11 protein-coding genes are annotated in these 16,952 nt (G+C 64.3%); 8 read left to right on the forward strand and 3 right to left on the reverse strand.

Annotated elements, in window-relative coordinates:
• Positions 1–111: 111 nt before the first annotated feature.
• Complete coding sequence (locus NFG58_RS11855; RefSeq protein ID WP_045994019.1) at positions 112–1,674, reverse strand: sigma-54-dependent transcriptional regulator; 1,563 nt, start codon at positions 1,672–1,674, stop codon at positions 112–114.
• A 284-nt stretch (positions 1,675–1,958) separates the two neighbouring features.
• On the opposite strand from NFG58_RS11855, the gene phhA reads away from it, so the two are divergent.
• From phhA to NFG58_RS11870, 3 genes are read left to right on the forward strand one after another with little or no spacing between them, the layout of a single operon-like run.
• Positions 1,959–2,870 carry a phenylalanine 4-monooxygenase gene (gene phhA, locus NFG58_RS11860; RefSeq protein ID WP_348826560.1) on the forward strand — a complete coding sequence of 304 codons (912 nt, stop codon included), beginning with the start codon at positions 1,959–1,961 and terminating at the stop codon, positions 2,868–2,870.
• Positions 2,871–2,908: 38 nt separating this feature from the next.
• Positions 2,909–3,259, forward strand: coding sequence for a 4a-hydroxytetrahydrobiopterin dehydratase (locus NFG58_RS11865; RefSeq protein WP_045994020.1), 351 nt, complete (start codon positions 2,909–2,911; stop codon positions 3,257–3,259).
• A 1-nt stretch (position 3,260) separates the two neighbouring features.
• A complete protein-coding gene (locus NFG58_RS11870; protein WP_108133056.1) occupies positions 3,261–4,451 on the forward strand; it encodes an amino acid aminotransferase in 1,191 nt (396 codons plus the stop codon).
• A gap of 128 nt (positions 4,452–4,579) precedes the next feature.
• Here NFG58_RS11870 and narL read toward each other — a convergent pair whose 3' ends face one another.
• Both narL and NFG58_RS11880 read right to left on the reverse strand, forming a co-directional pair.
• Positions 4,580–5,224 (reverse strand): two-component system response regulator NarL, encoded by a 645-nt coding sequence (narL, locus tag NFG58_RS11875; protein ID WP_045994022.1) that lies wholly within the window; start codon positions 5,222–5,224, stop codon positions 4,580–4,582.
• 92 nt (positions 5,225–5,316) lie between these two features.
• Positions 5,317–7,125, reverse strand: a complete 1,809-nt coding sequence (locus NFG58_RS11880) for a histidine kinase (RefSeq protein ID WP_348826561.1) — start codon at positions 7,123–7,125, stop codon at positions 5,317–5,319.
• 282 nt (positions 7,126–7,407) lie between these two features.
• Between NFG58_RS11880 and NFG58_RS11885 the strand changes: the two genes are divergently transcribed.
• From NFG58_RS11885 to narI, 5 genes are all read left to right on the forward strand, one after another.
• A complete protein-coding gene (locus NFG58_RS11885; protein WP_108133053.1) occupies positions 7,408–10,119 on the forward strand; it encodes an MFS transporter in 2,712 nt (903 codons plus the stop codon).
• Positions 10,120–10,201: 82 nt separating this feature from the next.
• A complete protein-coding gene (locus NFG58_RS11890) occupies positions 10,202–13,969 on the forward strand; it encodes a nitrate reductase subunit alpha (RefSeq protein WP_348814389.1) in 3,768 nt (1,255 codons plus the stop codon).
• Entirely contained in the window at positions 13,966–15,522 is a 1,557-nt protein-coding gene (narH, locus tag NFG58_RS11895; RefSeq protein WP_348826562.1) for a nitrate reductase subunit beta, read from the forward strand. The genes NFG58_RS11890 and narH overlap by 4 nt, the downstream gene beginning before the upstream one ends.
• The gene (gene narJ, locus NFG58_RS11900) at positions 15,515–16,270 is read left to right on the forward strand and encodes a nitrate reductase molybdenum cofactor assembly chaperone (RefSeq protein WP_348826563.1); all 756 of its coding nucleotides are present in this window, start codon (positions 15,515–15,517) and stop codon (positions 16,268–16,270) included. Before narH ends, narJ begins: the two co-directional genes overlap by 8 nt.
• A complete protein-coding gene (gene narI / locus NFG58_RS11905) occupies positions 16,267–16,944 on the forward strand; it encodes a respiratory nitrate reductase subunit gamma (RefSeq protein ID WP_108133049.1) in 678 nt (225 codons plus the stop codon). The genes narJ and narI overlap by 4 nt, the downstream gene beginning before the upstream one ends.
• The last annotated feature ends 8 nt before the right edge of the window (positions 16,945–16,952 follow it).

Consider the following 16,952-nt stretch of genomic DNA (forward strand, 5'->3'; position numbering starts at 1 on the left):
TTGCGACCGCCAGCTATTCGAACGCCAGCTATTCGACCGTGAGCAGTGGGCCTCGATGCCTCGTCGGTGCCTCGAGCCCCCTCCGTCTCACTTTCACTCTCACACTCACCGTCAGCCTTCGCTGCCGGTGATGCCATAGCGATTCAGCTTGTTGGCGATGGTGGTGTGGGATACGCCAAGGCGCCGCGCCAACTGGCGACTGGACGGATGCTGGGGGTACAGCGAGGCCAAGACGCGCCGCTCGACCTCGCCCAGGATGTCGTTGAGCGAGCCGTCCAGGTCGATACCGGCAAGACCCGCCGGCGCCCCCGAGGCCGGCAGCCGCAGATGGGCCGGCTCGATGAGCCCGGTCTCGCACAGCGACACCGCCTGGAACAGCACGTTCTCGAGTTGCCGCACATTGCCGGGCCAGTGATAGCTGGCCATGCGCGCCAGTGCCGCGGGGGAAAGCGCAGGCAGCGCGCAGCCGATCTGGCGCGCGGCTCGGTCGACAAAGTGCCCGGCCAGGGCTTCGATGCCATCCAGGCAATCCCTCAGCGGCGGAACGCTCAACGACAGCACGTTGAGGCGATGATAGAGGTCCTGCCGAAACAGCCCCTGGCCGCACAGGGCCAGCAGATCCTGCTGGGTGGCACAGATCACCCGCACGTCCAGGTAGGTCTCGTCGTCGGCGCCGACCCGGCGAAAGCCACCGTCCTGCAGAAAGCGCAACAGCTTGGCCTGCAGCCGCGGACTCATCTCGCCGACCTCATCGAGGAAGATGGTGCCACCGGCGGTCAGCTCCAGCAGACCCAGCTTGCCCTCGGGGCGAGCGCCATCGAAGGCGCCCGGGGCATAGCCAAACAGTTCGGTCTCGGCCATGGACTCCGGCAGGCCGGCGCAGTTCAGCGCCATGAACGGCGCCTGACCGCGCTGGCTGGCCAGGTGACAGGCCCGCGCCAGCACCTCCTTGCCGGTGCCGGTCTCACCAAAGATCAACAGCGGCGCGTCCAGCGGCGCCATGCGTCGCGCCTCGTGGATCAGGGAGGCGAGTCGGGGGCTGGCCGCGAACATCGCCTCAAAGCCGCGCATCTCCTGGCGCTGCACCTGATAGATACGCTCGCCGATACGATCGGCGCTATGCAGCGTGACCACGGCACCGGCCAGCGAGGCCACGTCGTCGTGGTGTTCGCGATGCAGCGGCGCGATATCGGCCAGGTAGGTGGCGTCCTTGAGCCGGATCCTGAGGCCATTGACCCGAGCATTGTTGCGACGAATCACTTCCGGCAGGTCGAGCTCCGGCAGGTAGCGATTCAGCGACAGCCCGGGCACCTCGTCGACGCGCACGCCGAGCAACTGGCTCGCCGCCCGGTTGGCCGCCACCAGGTGCCCCTCCATGTCGATGGACATCACCGGGTCGGAGAGTGACGACAGCAGCGCCTCCAGCTCGAGCTGGTGGCGCTCGCTGGGCATCAGGCTGACCCGGCGCACCCCGAATACGCCGGACACCTGCTCGAGGCTGGGCTTCAGCGTCGCCAGCTGGGCGTGCAACAGTTGCGGCACGTGCAGATAGATGGCGTTGCCGTGCTCGCCGCCCACCTCGCCCCGGGCCACGTTCACCCCATAGTCGGCCAGCAGGGCCACTATGTCGCGAAGGATGCCGACACGATTCTGGCAGTGAACTCTCAGGCGCATGAAGGGAATGGCTCCGCAAAAGGGTCACACCATCTGAAGTTTCCGTCAGGCTGGTCTGACTCGTATGTCAAGATTTCGTTACAGCCTATCGAAGACAGAGGAGCGCGTCCTGCATCTTTGGTCGATAGACACCATCTCGAGCACCAGCTGTAAAGATTTCCTGACAGAAAAGGGCCGCCTTCTGGTGCCTATCCCCCCGATGCACGGCTGCGTGACGAAAGCCCCCATGCCTAGACTCGACTCAGTCTCGATACCACAACAGTCGACAATCGCCGGGAGACACCATGCACGCACCTTCTTCGTCCACCCCGTCCACCAAGGGCACCGCCTATCAGGCCCGTGAGCCGGATGCCGACGGCATCATCCATTGGAGCGAGGTCGAGAACCGGACCTGGCAGACGCTGATGGAACGCCAGCTGACGTTGATCGAAGGGCGCGTGTGCCAGCAGTATCTGGACGGCCTCGAGCGCCTCGGCCTGCCCAGCGATCGTATTCCGCAACTGGGCGACGTCGATCGGGTGCTACAGCAAGCCACCGGCTGGCAGACCGCCCAGGTACCGGCCCTGATCCCCTTCGACACCTTCTTTCAACTGCTGGCCAACCGTCGTTTTCCGGTCGCGACCTTCATCCGTACCCCCGAGGAGCTGGACTACCTCAAGGAACCGGACATCTTCCACGAGATCTTCGGCCACTGCCCGATGCTGACCAACGAGGCCTTCGCCGAGTTCACCGCCACCTACGGCCGCATCGGCCTCGCCGCCGAACCCAAGGACCGGGTCTACCTGGCCAGGCTCTACTGGATGACCGTGGAATTCGGCCTGGTGGACACCCCGCAAGGCCGGCGCATCTATGGCGGCGGTATCATCTCCTCGCCCAAGGAGACCCTGCACGCCCTGTCCGACACCCCTGCACATGCGCCCTTCGACGCCCTCGACGCCCTGCGCACCCCCTACCGCATCGACATCCTGCAGCCCCTTTACTACGTTCTGGACAGCCTCGACCGGCTTGAGGAGCTGTCACAACGCGACCTGATGGCGCTGGTCGAGGAAGCCAAGGCGCTGGGGTTATTCGAACCGCGCTTTCCGCCCAAGCCCAATTCAACGGCCAAGCCCAAGCCAACGCCCGGCGAGACCGGCGAGAACGGCCCCATCGCCCACGACGGTGCCGACAACGACCGACGCAGCGAACACGCCTGAACATCCACATTCCCTAACCGACACCACCAGGAGACAGCATGAACGACACCACCCAGACCCTCACCGAGCAGTCCTGCGAAGCCTGCAGCTGGGACGCCCCCCACGCCACCGAGGACGAGATCGAACAGTGGCACGCGCAGATCCCCGAGTGGCGGATCGTCGAGCGCGATGGCATCATGCAACTGGAGCGGAGCTACAAGTTCCGCAACTTTCGGCAGGCCCTTGCCTTTACCAACAGCGTCGGCGAGATCGCCGAGGAAGCCGGCCATCACCCGGCCCTGTTGACCGAGTGGGGCAAGGTCACCGTGACCTGGTGGTCCCACGAGATGAAGGGCCTGCACAAGAACGATTTCATCCTAGCGGCCAGAACCGACGAGGTAGCAAGCTAAAATGTTCGAGAAGATTGAGCGGGTTCCCGGAGATGCCATCCTCGGGCTCATCGAGGCCTTCAAGAAGGACACCAATCCCCAGAAGGTCGATCTTGGCGTCGGCGTCTACCGTGATGCAAAGGGCAACACTCCGGTGATGCGTGCGGTCAAGGAGGCCGAAGCCCTGCTGCTCAACAACGAGACCACCAAGACCTACATCGGCTCACACGGCGCCGCCCAGTACGGTGCCGTGGTGCTGCCGATGGTGCTGGGCCAGGACTCCCCCGTACTCGAGGCCGGCCGCGCCAGCGTCACCCAGTCCCCCGGCGGTACCGGCGCCCTGCGCCTGGCGGCGGACTTCGTCGCGACCCAACTGCCCGGCAAGGGCATCTGGGTCAGCGACCCGACCTGGCCGAACCACCACGGCATCTTCACCGCCGCCGGCATCGAACTGCACAAGTATCCCTACGTCGACGCCGACAACCGTCTCGACTTCGACGGCATGCTGGAAGCCCTCAAGCAGATCCCCCAGGGCGACGTGGTGGTGCTGCACGCCTGCTGCCATAACCCCACCGGCTTCGACCTGAACCACCAGCAGTGGCAACAGGTACTCGAAGTGATCCAGCAGCGCGACCTGCTGCCGCTGGTCGACTTCGCCTACCAGGGCTTCGCCGAGGGCCTCGACGAGGACGCCTACGCCGTTCGCCTGCTGGCCGAGAACCTCGACAACGTGCTGATCACCAGCTCCTGCTCGAAGAACTTCGGCATCTACAACGAGCGTACCGGCGCCCTGATCGTGGTGGCGAAGAACAGCGAGGAGATGGAGAACGTCCGCTCGCAGATCGCCATCGTCGCCCGTGAGAACTACTCCAACCCGCCGGCCCACGGCGGCAGCATCGTGGCAGAGATCCTCAACTCGGCGGAACTCGCCGCGGTGTGGCGCGAGGAACTCACCGAAATGCGCGATCGCATCAACACCCTGCGTCGTGACTTCGTCGAGGCCTTGAAGCCCTACGGGCTGGACCAGAAGTACGCCCACATCGCCGAGCAGCGTGGCATGTTCTCCTACACCGGCCTGACGCCGGAACAGGTGGACCGCCTGCGCGACGAGTACGGCATCTACATGGTGCGCTCGGGCCGCGCCAACGTCGCCGGCTTCTCCCAGGAGAACCTGCCGTACCTGGCCAAGGCGGTGGCCGCCGTCAACGACTGACGCCCTGCCAGCGGGCTGTGCCAGCCAGCAAACGACGCCCGGGCCTGTCCCGGGCGTTGTCGTATCCGGACGCCCCCCCGGCGCTATCGTGAGGAGTCACGGTTCCTGCAAGCCTGTTTCTGCAAGCCCTAGCCCAGGCCATGCTTGGTGGCCCACACCGCTGCTTCCACCCGTGAGCGAAGATCCAGCTTCTTGAACAGATGCTTGACGTGGACCTTGACGGTGCCCTCGGCGATGTCCAGCTCGCGGGCGATCATCTTGTTGGACAGGCCACGCGCCAGGGTGCGCAGGATGTCCCTCTCCCGAGCGGTCAGGCACGACATGCCGTCGTCGCCCCCTGCCGGGAGCTCGCCCTTGACCACGCTGGCCAGCAGCGACGCCATCTGTGGCCCCAGCACCACCTGACCCTGGGCCGCCTCGCGAATCAACCGCAACACCTCCTCGGGGTCCATGTCCTTGAGCAGATAGCCATCGGCGCCTTCCTTGAGCGCGCGCACCACGTCGTCGTCGGAGTCGGACACGGTCAGGATCACGATACGGCTCTTGACCCGGGCGTCACGCATCCGCCGGAGCACCTCGATGCCGTCGATGGGCTGCATGTTGAGGTCGAGCAGGATCAGGTTGGGTTGCAGATCGACGGCCTTGCGCACCGCCTCGGCGCCATCCGAGGCTTCACCGACCACCACCAGACTAGGATCCATGTCCACCAGTTGACGCACCCCACGCCGGAACAGGGGGTGATCGTCCACGATCATCAATCGAAGCATGCTCATAGTGCTATCTCCAGAGTGGTTTCACCCGACCCGCTGCCGGGCAACACGTTCAGCAGGCCACGTCGTCGCGACCTCGCGCCCGTGAAAGCCCATCACTCGGACGCCACAGGTAACTGCGCCAACAGACGCGGCAGAAAGCGGACGGTCACCACGGTGCCGCAGGGCTTGATGCCCCTGACCGTGAGCTTTCCACTCAGGCTTCGTGCCCGCTCCTCCATGATCGCCATCCCGTGGGACATGGAAGGATCCGATTGCGGTCCGATGCCTACACCGTCGTCCGTGACCGAAAGTTGATAGTGCCCCGTGTCGTCGACGGCGAGGCTGATGGTGCAGTGCCGAGCACGTGCATGGCGGGCCACGTTGGACAGCGACTCTCGCACGATCTGCAGCACATGAATTTCCTCGTTGGGGGTCAGCGACAGCCCGCTCCACTGGCCTTTCAGGGTCAGCTCGAAGTCGCCCCGCTTGGAGTACTCCAGCACCGTTTCCTCCAACGCCGCTTCCAGACCCGACTCATGGATGCGCAGACGAAAGGTGTTGAGCAGCTCCCTGAGCTGGCGGTAGGACGAATTGAGACCGTGCCGGAGTTCCGCGACCACCTGCGCCACCTGCTCGTGGCGTTGCTGATCGAGCTGCATCTGTAGACGGGTCACCTGGATCTTCAGGTAGGACAGCGACTGCGCCAGCGAGTCGTGAAGCTCTCGCGCAATCACCGCGCGCTCATCCATCAGCGCCAGCCGACGCTGCTCGTCGGCTTTCTCGGACAGCGACAAGGCCGCGGCAATCAGCCCGGCCACCGTCTCCACCAGCTCGATCTTCCACTGGGCAAGCATATGGCCGGGAGGCTGATGGACACGCAACTCGCCAAAATCCCGACCCGCTTCGCGCACCCTGACCGCGTATTCATTGCCGTTGGCATACAATCCGGCAGCCGCCTTGTCTGATATTTCACGCCCGCGCGATGGTTCCTGAACGAAAGCGCTTTCCGCGCCGGGGCGAGAGCTGAGTCTGACAATATCCTTGCCATTGCCTCCCATGGACAGGCGCAGCTCGAAGGGGCCTTCGTCGGTCACCGCCTCAAGCTGGCGCAGCACTTCCTCGAGCTCTTCCCGGGTCAGCGGAGTAACCCCATTGAGACGCCGCGCGGTCAGATAAAGCATACGCAACGCATCATTGCTGCGCTTCAGTTCATGGGTCTTCGCCGCGACACGCTTTTCCAGCTGACCGTACATTTCCGACAGGCTGGCATTCATCTTGTTGATTGTTCTGGATAACAAGCCTAACTCGTCGTTACCTCGGTAGATGGTTCTCCCCGAAAAGTCACCGACCATCACGCCATTTACAACGCGAATAAGGTCACGAAATGGCGGCATGACACCGCAGACTATTCGATAGACAACCATCACCATAAATATCACGAGAACGGCGAGTGATGCCCCCTGAAAAACCTCAAGAAATACGACCTTTGACTCGGCATATTCTTGAAGCCTTCCCACCAAAATATCGACCTTGTCGACGAACTCGGCGACCTTGTCATCCAGCCGAAAGACGTCACCACCTTCGAAATCCACCGTGTTGGGACGCAGGGTTTCGTGCCAGCACTCCACCACCCTGTCGTAGGCCTCTCTGAGCGGATCATCGGCGTCCACCGGAATCAGCGCGATGATCGCCCCGGCAGCCAGCGTGGCCTCCATCTGTTCGTGCTGCCAGCGTCGCCTGGGGTGATCCGCCGGCAGCAACTCCGACGTCGCCAGCAGTCGATAGGCCTGCATTCGCAGCGAGCCCGCCTGGTTGATGGCGTCGGCGTAACCTCCCGCGCTCTTTGCGATGACGATGGAGCCCAGCAGGCTGACCAGAGCCAGACAGGATATCGCCGCCATGGCGACCAGCATGCGCAGCATCAGTGATCGGCGCAGGTAAAAGGCGCCGTTCATCTACTACACCTTCCCTTTTTGACCCAGATCAAGGGTTTCATCATCTAGAAATTTCCGGAATGTCGCATCCATCTGAGAGGGCAGATAATACGTGACGAACACCTCAAAAACACCCGGATACCTCCATGGAGGTAATTAAGCAAATGCGCTGGATATAGCACGCAATTCTCTTGACCACAATCAAGTGCCATACAGATACATTGTAGCAAGGTTTAGGGGCCGAACCGGCACCCCTAAAGAGGAAAGCACATGCTCCAACATGACACCGTACCCCGGCGTCAGCAGAACAGAGCGCTAGGCCTATCCACACTCGCCTTCACTCTCTGCTTCGCCGTCTGGACCCTGTTCTCGATTCTCGGTATCCAGATCAAGGAGGACTTCGCGCTCTCCGACACCCAACTTGGCCTGCTGATGGCCACTCCAGTGCTGACGGGTTCGATCAGCCGACTCTTTCTCGGTGTACTGACTGACCGCTTCGGGGGCCGCTGGGTCTTCGGCCTGCTCATGCTGGTCACCGCTACCTGTGTCTACCTGCTGACCTTCGCCAACAGCTACGTGATGCTGCTGGTCGGCGCACTGGGTATCGGCCTGGCCGGTGGCTCTTTCATCGTCGGCGTGGCCTACACCTCGGCCTGGTTCGAGAAGGAACGCCAGGGTACGGCGCTGGGCATCTTCGGGGCCGGTAACGTCGGTGCCGCCGTCACCAACTTCGGCGCGCCCTTCCTGCTGATGGCAATGGGCTGGAAAAGCACCGCCCTGGTCTACGCCACCATCATGGCGATCATGGGCGTGGCCTTTATCCTGCTGGCCAAGGAAGACCCCCAGAATCAGTCGCGCAATGCCGTGCGCCTGCCGTTGTCCGAGCAGTTCGCGCCCCTGGCCGACCTGCGCGTATGGCGCTTCTCGCTCTACTACTTCTTCGTCTTCGGTGGCTTCGTCGCCCTCGCCCTTTGGCTGCCCCACTACCTGATCGAGGTCTACGGCCTGAGCCTGTCAGCGGCGGGTATCGTGGCGGCGCTGTACACCATCCCGGCCTCGCTGTTCCGTATCCTCGGCGGCTGGATGTCCGACCGCTACGGCGCCCGTCGCGTGATGTACTGGACCTTCCTGGCCTCGGTCATCTGCACCTTCCTGCTGAGCTATCCGCCCACCCAGTACGTCGTCGATGGCGTCCGTGGTCCGGTCGAGTTCACCTTCGCCATGCCGCTGGTCGGCTTCATCCTGTTGACCATGGTGCTGGGCTTCTTCATGTCGCTGGGCAAGGCCGCCGTGTACAAGCACATCCCGGTCTACTATCCCAAGAGCGTCGGCCTGGTCGGTGGCGCCGTCGGCATGGTCGGTGGCCTCGGCGGCTTCTTCCTGCCGCTGACCTTCGGCATGCTCAACGATGTCATCGGCATCTGGCAGAGCTGCTTCATGCTGATGTTCGTCGTGGTTGCCGCCGCGCTCATGTGGATGCACTTCGCCATCCGCAAGGCCGAGCGTATCGAGGCCCGCGATCGCTGCGAGTCCACCGACCTGCCCGAGCTGTCCACCCCGAGCCGCTTCGTGCTCGAGGACTGGCGCCCCGAGGACGAGTCCTTCTGGCAGTCCACCGGTCGCAAGATCGCCACGCGTAACCTGTGGATCTCCATCCCCTGTCTGCTGCTGGCCTTCTGCATCTGGATGGTGTGGTCCATGGTCGTGGCCAAGCTGCCCCAGGTAGGCTTCGAGTACACCCCGAACCAGCTGTTCTGGCTGGCGGCCCTGCCGGGTCTTTCCGGTGCCACCCTGCGGATCTTCTACAGCTTTACCGTGCCGATCTTCGGCGGCCGTCGCTTCACCGCGATTTCCACCGCCTCGCTGCTGCTGCCTGCTCTGTGGATCGGCTTCGCCGTCCAGAATCCCGAAACGCCCTACCTGGTGATGGCGATCATCGCCCTGCTGTGTGGTTTCGGTGGCGGCAACTTTGCGTCCTCCATGGCCAACATCGCCTTCTTCTATCCCAAGCGTGAGAAGGGCAAGGCCCTGGCCATGAACGCCGGCCTCGGCAACCTCGGCGTGTCGGTGATGCAGTTCCTGGTGCCCGTGGTCATCTCCACCGGCAGCTTCGTGATGTTCACCGGCAGTGGCCAGCCGATGTCCGACACTGATCTTCTGTGGCTGCAGAACGCCGGCTTCGTGTGGGTGCCGTTCATCGCCATCGCCACCGTTGCCGCCTGGTTCGGCATGAACGACATCGCCAGCGCCAAGTCCTCCTTCAAGGAGCAGTCGGTCATCTTCAAGCGCAAGCACAACTGGCTGATGTGCATCCTCTATACCGGCACCTTTGGCAGCTTCATCGGCTTCTCCGCCGGCTTCCCGCTGTTGACCAAGACCCAGTTCCCGGCCATCGATGCCCTCCAGTACGCCTTCCTCGGCCCGTTCGTCGGCGCCCTGAGCCGTGCCTGGACCGGTGGACTGGCCGACCGCTTCGGTGGTGCCCGGGTCACCTTCTGGACCTTCCTGACCATGATCGGCGGCGTGATCGGCGTGCTGTTCTTCCTGATGAACAAGGACATGTCGATCGCTTTCTACGGCTTCTTCGCCTCCTTCATGCTGCTGTTCTTCGCCACCGGCGTCGGCAATGCCAGCACCTTCCAGATGATCCCGTCGATCTTCCGCAAGGAAGTGCCGCGGCTGATGCCGAACCTGACCGCCGCCGAGCAGCTGGTCCACGCCGAGCGCGAATCCGCTGCCACCATCGGCTTCACCTCGGCCATCGCCGCCTACGGCGCCTTCCTGATTCCGAAGTCCTTCGGTACCTCGATCTCGCTGACCGGCGGCGCCGAGGCGGCGCTGATCGGCTTTATCGTGTTCTACGTGTTCTGCACCGCCCTGACCTGGTTCTACTACAGCCGCAAGGGCGCGGAGATCGAACTGAACCTGGATGCGGGTCCCACCCGCAAGCCAAGCGCCGGTGCGGCTCAGACCCAGCACTGACGTTCCCGTCAAGACCGTGACATTCGAGTCCACAAGGACCGTCTAGCCAGGCCCCCTTCGGGGGGCCTTTGAGGAGACCTCCATGAGTCATTTTCTCGATCGCCTGAGATACCTGACCAAACGTCCTCCGGAATTCGCCAACGGACACGGCGAAACCCGCGAAGAGACACGTGACTGGGAAGACGGCTATCGCGCCCGCTGGCAGCACGACAAGATCGTGCGCTCCACCCACGGGGTGAACTGCACCGGCTCGTGCAGCTGGAAGATCTACGTCAAGAATGGCCTGGTCACCTGGGAAACCCAGCAGACCGACTATCCGCGTACCCGCGCCGATCTGCCCAACCACGAGCCCCGCGGTTGCCCACGTGGCGCCAGCTACTCCTGGTACCTGTACAGTGCCAACCGCCTCAAGTACCCGCTGATTCGCCAGGAGCTGGTCAGCCTGTGGCGACGCGCGCTGGACAAGCACGCCGACCCGGTGGATGCCTGGGCCTCCATCGTCGAGGACCCGGTCCTGGCCAATCAGTACAAGCGTGCCCGCGGCATGGGCGGCTTCGTCCGCGCCGACTGGGACGAGGCGCAGACCCTGATCGCGGCGGCCAACGTCTACACCGCCAAGACCTACGGCCCCGACCGCATCATCGGCTTCTCGCCGATCCCGGCCATGTCGATGGTCTCCTACGCCGCCGGCGCCCGCTACCTGTCGCTGATCGGTGGTGTCTGCCTGTCGTTCTATGACTGGTACTGCGACCTGCCGCCGGCCTCCCCCCAGACCTGGGGCGAGCAGACCGACGTGCCGGAATCCGCCGACTGGTACAACTCCGGCTACATCATCGCCTGGGGCTCCAACGTGCCGCAGACGCGTACCCCGGACGCCCACTTCTTCACCGAGGTGCGCTACAAGGGCACCAAGACGGTGTCGATCACCCCGGACTACGCCGAGGTCTCGAAGCTCACCGACGAATGGCTGTCCGCCAAGCAGGGCACCGACGCCGCCCTGGCCATGGCCATGGGCCACGTCATCCTGAAGGAATTCCACCTCGCCTCGCCCAGCGTCTACTTCACCGACTACGTCAAGCGCTACACCGACATGCCCTTCCTGGTGGCCCTCGAGCCCCGCGAGGACGGCACCTACGCCCCGGGCAAGCAGCTGCGTGCGGCCGACTTCGACGCCTCGCTCGGCCAGGACAACAACCCCGAGTGGAAGACCGTCGCCTGGGACGAGACCCGTGACCAGCTGGTGGTGCCGCGCGGTTCCATCGGCTTCCGCTGGGGCGAGAACGGCGACGACGAAAAGGGCAAGTGGAGCCTTGAGTCACTGGACGCCGACGGCCAGGAGATCGACCTGCGACTGTCGCTGGCCGACGCCCACGACAGCGTCGCCAAGGTGGCCTTCCCCTATTTCGGTGGCATCGCCCACGAGCACTTCGACCACGTCGAAGGCAACGAGGTGCTGCACCACTGCCTGCCGGCCAAGAAGCTGACCCTGGCCGATGGCAAGGAAGTGCTGGCGGTCACCGTGTTCGACCTGATGTGCGCCAACTACGGTATCGACCGTGGCCTCGGCGGCGAAGGCGAGGACGACGGCGCCACCGCACTGGACCAGCTGCGCCCCTACACCCCGGCGTGGCAGGAAAAGATCACCGGCGTGCCCGCCAACCAGTGTATTCGCATCGCCCGCGAGTTCGCCCACAACGCCGACAAGACCCAGGGTCGGTCCATGATCATCGTCGGTGCCGGGATGAACCACTGGTACCACATGGACATGAACTACCGTGGCCTGATCAACATGCTGGTGCTGTGCGGCTGTATCGGTCAGTCCGGCGGCGGCTGGTCCCACTATGTGGGCCAGGAAAAGCTGCGTCCCCAGACCGGCTGGACCCCGCTGGCCTTCGGCCTGGACTGGCAGCGTCCGCCGCGCCACATGAACGGCACCTCGTTCTTCTACAACCACTCGAGCCAGTGGCGCTACGAGAAGCTCGAGGTCAAGGAACTGCTGTCGCCGCTGGCCAAGGCCGACAAGTACGACGGCAGCCTGATCGACTTCAACGTGCGCGCCGAGCGCATGGGCTGGCTGCCGTCGGCGCCGCAGCTCGGGGTCAACCCGCTGCGCCTGGCAGGCCCCGCCAGTGAAGCGGGCATGTCCACCGCCGACTACGTGGTCAGCCAGCTCAAGCAGGGCCGTCTTGGCTTCGCCGCCGAGGACCCGGACAACCCCCAGAACTTCCCGCGCAACATGTTCGTGTGGCGCTCCAACCTGCTGGGCTCCTCGGGCAAGGGTCACGAGTACATGCTCAAGTACCTGCTGGGCACCCGTCACGGGCTGCAGGGCAAGGACCTGGGCGAATCCGGCGGCGCCATGCCCCGGGAAGTCACCTGGCACGACGAGGCCCCCGAGGGCAAGGTGGACCTGTTCACCACCTTGGACTTCCGCATGTCGACCACCTGCCTGTACTCCGACGTGGTGCTGCCCACCGCGACCTGGTACGAGAAGGACGACCTCAACACCTCGGACATGCACCCCTTCATCCACCCGCTGACCGCCGCCACCGATCCGGCCTGGGAAGCGCGCAGCGACTGGGACATCTACAAGGGCATCGCCAAGAGATTCTCCCAGGTCTGCCCCGGCCACCTGGGCGAGGAAACCGACCTGGTCACCTTGCCGCTGCAGCATGACAGCCCCGGCGAGCTGGCCCAGCCCGAAGTGCTCGACTGGAAGCGCGGCGAGTGCGAGCCGATCCCCGGCAAGACCATGCCGAGCCTGATCGAGGTCAAGCGCAACTACCCCGAGACCTACGAGCGCTTCACCTCGGTGGGCCCGCTGCTCGAGAGCATCGGCAACGGTGGCAAGGGCATCGGCTGGAACACCGACAAGGAGGTCGAGCTGTTGCGTGGCCTCAACCACGTCAAGCTCGAGGGCCCGGCCAAGGGTCAGCCAAGACTCGAAAGCGCCATCGACGCCGCCGAAATGATCCTGGCGCTGGCACCGGAGACCAACGGTCAGGTGGCGGTCAAGGCCTGGGACGCGCTGTCGAAGATCACCGGACGCGACCACACCCACCTGGCGATTCCCAAGGAAGAGGAGAAGATCCGCTTCCGCGACGTGGTGGCCCAGCCGCGCAAGATCATCTCCAGCCCGACCTGGTCTGGCCTGGAGGACGAGCACGTGTCCTACAACGCCGGCTACACCAACGTCCACGAGCTGATTCCCTGGCGTACCGTCAGCGGCCGCCAGCAGTTCTACCAGGATCACGCCTGGATGCGTGACTTCGGCGAGAGCCTGCTGGTCTACCGTCCGCCCATCGACACCAAGGCCACCAAGGCCATGGCGATGCCGCGGCCCAACGGTAACCCGGAGATCGCGCTGAACTGGATCACCCCGCACCAGAAGTGGGGCATCCACTCCACCTACTCCGACAACCTGTTGATGCTGACCCTGTCGCGTGGCGGCCCCATCGTCTGGCTGTCCGAGGAGGACGCGGTCGCCATCGGTGTCGAGGACAACGACTGGATCGAGCTGTACAACGCCAACGGCGCCATCGCCGCCCGCGCGGTGGTCAGCCAGCGGGTCAAGACCGGCATGGCGATGATGTACCACGCCCAGGAGCGCATCGTGAACGTGCCCGGCTCCGAGGTCACCGGTACCCGCGGCGGTATTCACAACTCGGTCACCCGCGTCTGCCCCAAGCCGACCCACATGATCGGCGGCTACGGACAGCTCTCCTACGGCTTCAACTACTACGGCACCGTCGGCTCCAACCGCGATGAGTTCGTCATGGTGCGCAAGATGAAGCACGTCAACTGGTTGGACGGCGAAGGACAGGACAGCGCCCAGGAGGCAGTGAAATGAAGATCCGTTCCCAAGTGGGCATGGTGCTCAACCTCGACAAGTGCATCGGCTGTCACACCTGTTCGGTGACCTGCAAGAACGTCTGGACCAGTCGTGAAGGCGTCGAGTACGCCTGGTTCAACAACGTCGAGACCAAGCCAGGCATCGGCTATCCCAAGGAGTGGGAGAACCAGGCGCGCTGGAAAGGCGGCTGGCTGAGGCGCGAGGACGGCACCATCGAGCCGCGCATCGGTGGCAAGTGGCGGGTGCTGGCGAACATCTTCGCCAACCCCGACCTGCCAGAGATCGACGACTACTACGAGCCGTTCACCTTCGACTACCAGCACCTGCACCAGGCCAAGAAAGGCCGCCACCAGCCGGTGGCGCGCCCCCGTTCGCTGATCTCCGGTCAGCGCATGGAGAAGATCGAGTGGGGCCCGAACTGGGAAGAGATTCTCGGCACCGAGTTCGCCAAGCGCCGCAAGGACGCCAACTTCGACAAGATCCAGGCGGACATCTACGGCCAGTTCGAAAACACCTTCATGATGTACCTGCCGCGCCTGTGCGAGCACTGCCTCAACCCGGCCTGTGTGGCCAGCTGCCCGAGCGGTGCGATCTACAAGCGTGAAGAGGACGGCATCGTCCTGATCGACCAGGACAAGTGTCGCGGCTGGCGGATGTGCGTGTCCGGCTGTCCGTACAAGAAGATCTACTACAACTGGAAGTCCGGCAAGTCCGAGAAGTGCATCTTCTGCTACCCGCGTATCGAGTCGGGCCAGCCGACAGTGTGTTCCGAGACCTGCGTCGGTCGCATCCGCTACCTGGGCGTGCTGCTCTACGACGCCGATCGCATCGAGGAGGTCGCCGCCTCCCAGGACGAGCGCGACCTGTACAAGCGCCAGTGCGAGATCTTCCTCGACCCCAATGATCCCGAGGTCATCGCCCAGGCCAAGCGTGACGGCATCGATGACAACGTGATCAAGGCGGCCCAGGAGTCCCCGGTCTACAAGATGGCCATGGACTGGCAGCTGGCGCTGCCGCTGCACCCGGAGTACCGCACCCTGCCGATGGTCTGGTACGTGCCGCCGCTGTCGCCGATCCAGTCGGCGGTGGACGGTGGCCACGTGGAAACCGACGGCGTGCTGCCCAAGGTCGAATCACTGCGTATCCCGGTGAAGTACCTGGCCAACATGCTCACCGCCGGTGACGAGGCGCCGGTGGTTCGCGCGCTCAAGCGCATGATGGCCATGCGCGAGTACATGCGCGGCAAGCACGTGGACGGTGAGTTGCGCCACGACGTCCTCGACGAGGTCGATCTGAGCGAGGCCCAGGTCGAGGAGATGTACCGCTACCTGGCCATCGCCAACTACGAGGACCGCTTCGTCATCCCGACCAGCCACCGCGAGCAGGCTCGCGAGGCCTTCCCGGAGCGTGGCGGCTGCGGCTTCACCTTCGGCAACGGCTGCCAAGGCGGCAGCGACAAGACCAGCCTGTTCGGTGGACGCAAGCAGACCACCACCCTGGTCAACGTCGAGCAGTACGACCCCAGCCATCCGGAGGTCGAGCATGACTAATCCACTCGCCCAGGGTCTGCGCGCCCTGGCCCGGCTGCTCGACTATCCCGACCGGGAACTGATCGAGGGGCTTGCCGAGGTCAAGGCGGCAATTGCCGCCATGCCACTGCCGGGGGGAGCCCCCCGGCAGGCACTGCTCGACTGGTGTGATCGCCTGGCGGATGCCCGCCTGCCGGACGTTCAGGCGGCCTACGTCGCCCAGTTCGATCGTGGCCGCGCCACCTCGCTTCTGCTGTTCGAGCACGTCCACGGCGAATCCCGCGACCGCGGCCAGGCGATGGTCGACCTTCTCGGCGAGTACGAGGACGCCGGCTTTGCCCTCGACAGCCGCGAGCTGCCCGACCACCTGCCGCTGCTGCTCGAGTTCCTCTCCACCCGCGAGGGTGATGAGGTCGCCCGCTGGATCGGTGACGTCAGCCATATCCTGGCACTCATCACCGCCCGCCTGGAGGCCAAGCACTGCGACCAGGCGCTGGTGACCCTGACCCTGCTGTCGCTGATCGGCGCCGAGGATCAGGTGGACCTCCACCGCGAGGCGGTCAAGGAAGAACCGGCCGACAACACCCCTGCCGCCCTCGACGCCGTGTGGGAGGAGGAGGCCGTGCGTTTCTCGGCCGAATCCGACCAGGACTGCGCGCTGACCTCCGCCGAGGGCAAGCGCCTCGCCGAACGTCGGGGCAGTATCCAGCCCGACACCGTTCGCCTCCCCGATGCCATGCCCTCTCGACCCACTGGAGGTCTGTCATGAACTACCTGCACACCCTGCTGTTCGGCCTCTATCCCTACCTGGCGGGCAGCGTCTTTCTGATCGGTAGCCTGTTGCGCTTCGACCATGGCCAGTACACCTGGAAGACCGGCTCGAGCCAGATGCTGTCGTCCAGGCGCATGCGCCTGGCCAGTCCGCTGTTCCACGTCGGCATCCTGGTGATCTTCTTCGGTCACCTGGTCGGCCTGCTGACACCGCATTGGGTCTACGCCCCCTTCATCAGCGCCGGCACCAAGCAGGTGTTCGCCATCCTGGTCGGAGGCCTTGCCGGTATCGCCTGTCTGATCGGTGGCGCCATGCTGCTGCATCGCCGCTTCACCGACCCACGGGTCAAGGCGTCCTCCAGCTTCATGGACAACCTGATCATCGTGCTGCTGGTGGTTCAGGTCACCCTGGGCCTGCTGACCATTCCTGCCGCCCTGCATCACCTGGACGGCGGCGTGATGATCAAGCTCGCCGAATGGGCACAGGCCATCGTCTTCTTCCAGGGCGGCGCCGCCACCCACCTCGAAGGCATTGGCTTCATCTACCACCTGCACATTCTGGTCGGTCTGACCATCGTGCTGGTGTTCCCGTTCACTCGTCTGGTTCACGCCTGGAGCGCTCCCCTGGGTTACCTGGGCCGTCGCTACCAGATCGTCCGGCGCCGTGCCTGAGGAGGCAT

This window comes from Halomonas sp. RT37 (assembly GCF_040070525.1).
GTDB lineage: Bacteria > Pseudomonadota > Gammaproteobacteria > Pseudomonadales > Halomonadaceae > Halomonas > Halomonas litopenaei.

Coding starts and splice junctions, on each gene's coding strand:
- NFG58_RS11855 (WP_045994019.1), bottom strand. CDS start 1,674: ATGCGCCTGAGAGTTCACTGCCAGAATCGTGTCGGCATCCTTCGCGAC.
- phhA (WP_348826560.1), top strand. CDS start 1,959: ATGCACGCACCTTCTTCGTCCACCCCGTCCACCAAGGGCACCGCCTAT.
- NFG58_RS11865 (WP_045994020.1), top strand. CDS start 2,909: ATGAACGACACCACCCAGACCCTCACCGAGCAGTCCTGCGAAGCCTGC.
- NFG58_RS11870 (WP_108133056.1), top strand. CDS start 3,261: ATGTTCGAGAAGATTGAGCGGGTTCCCGGAGATGCCATCCTCGGGCTC.
- narL (WP_045994022.1), bottom strand. CDS start 5,224: ATGAGCATGCTTCGATTGATGATCGTGGACGATCACCCCCTGTTCCGG.
- NFG58_RS11880 (WP_348826561.1), bottom strand. CDS start 7,125: ATGCTGCGCATGCTGGTCGCCATGGCGGCGATATCCTGTCTGGCTCTG.
- NFG58_RS11885 (WP_108133053.1), top strand. CDS start 7,408: ATGCTCCAACATGACACCGTACCCCGGCGTCAGCAGAACAGAGCGCTA.
- NFG58_RS11890 (WP_348814389.1), top strand. CDS start 10,202: ATGAGTCATTTTCTCGATCGCCTGAGATACCTGACCAAACGTCCTCCG.
- narH (WP_348826562.1), top strand. CDS start 13,966: ATGAAGATCCGTTCCCAAGTGGGCATGGTGCTCAACCTCGACAAGTGC.
- narJ (WP_348826563.1), top strand. CDS start 15,515: ATGACTAATCCACTCGCCCAGGGTCTGCGCGCCCTGGCCCGGCTGCTC.
- narI (WP_108133049.1), top strand. CDS start 16,267: ATGAACTACCTGCACACCCTGCTGTTCGGCCTCTATCCCTACCTGGCG.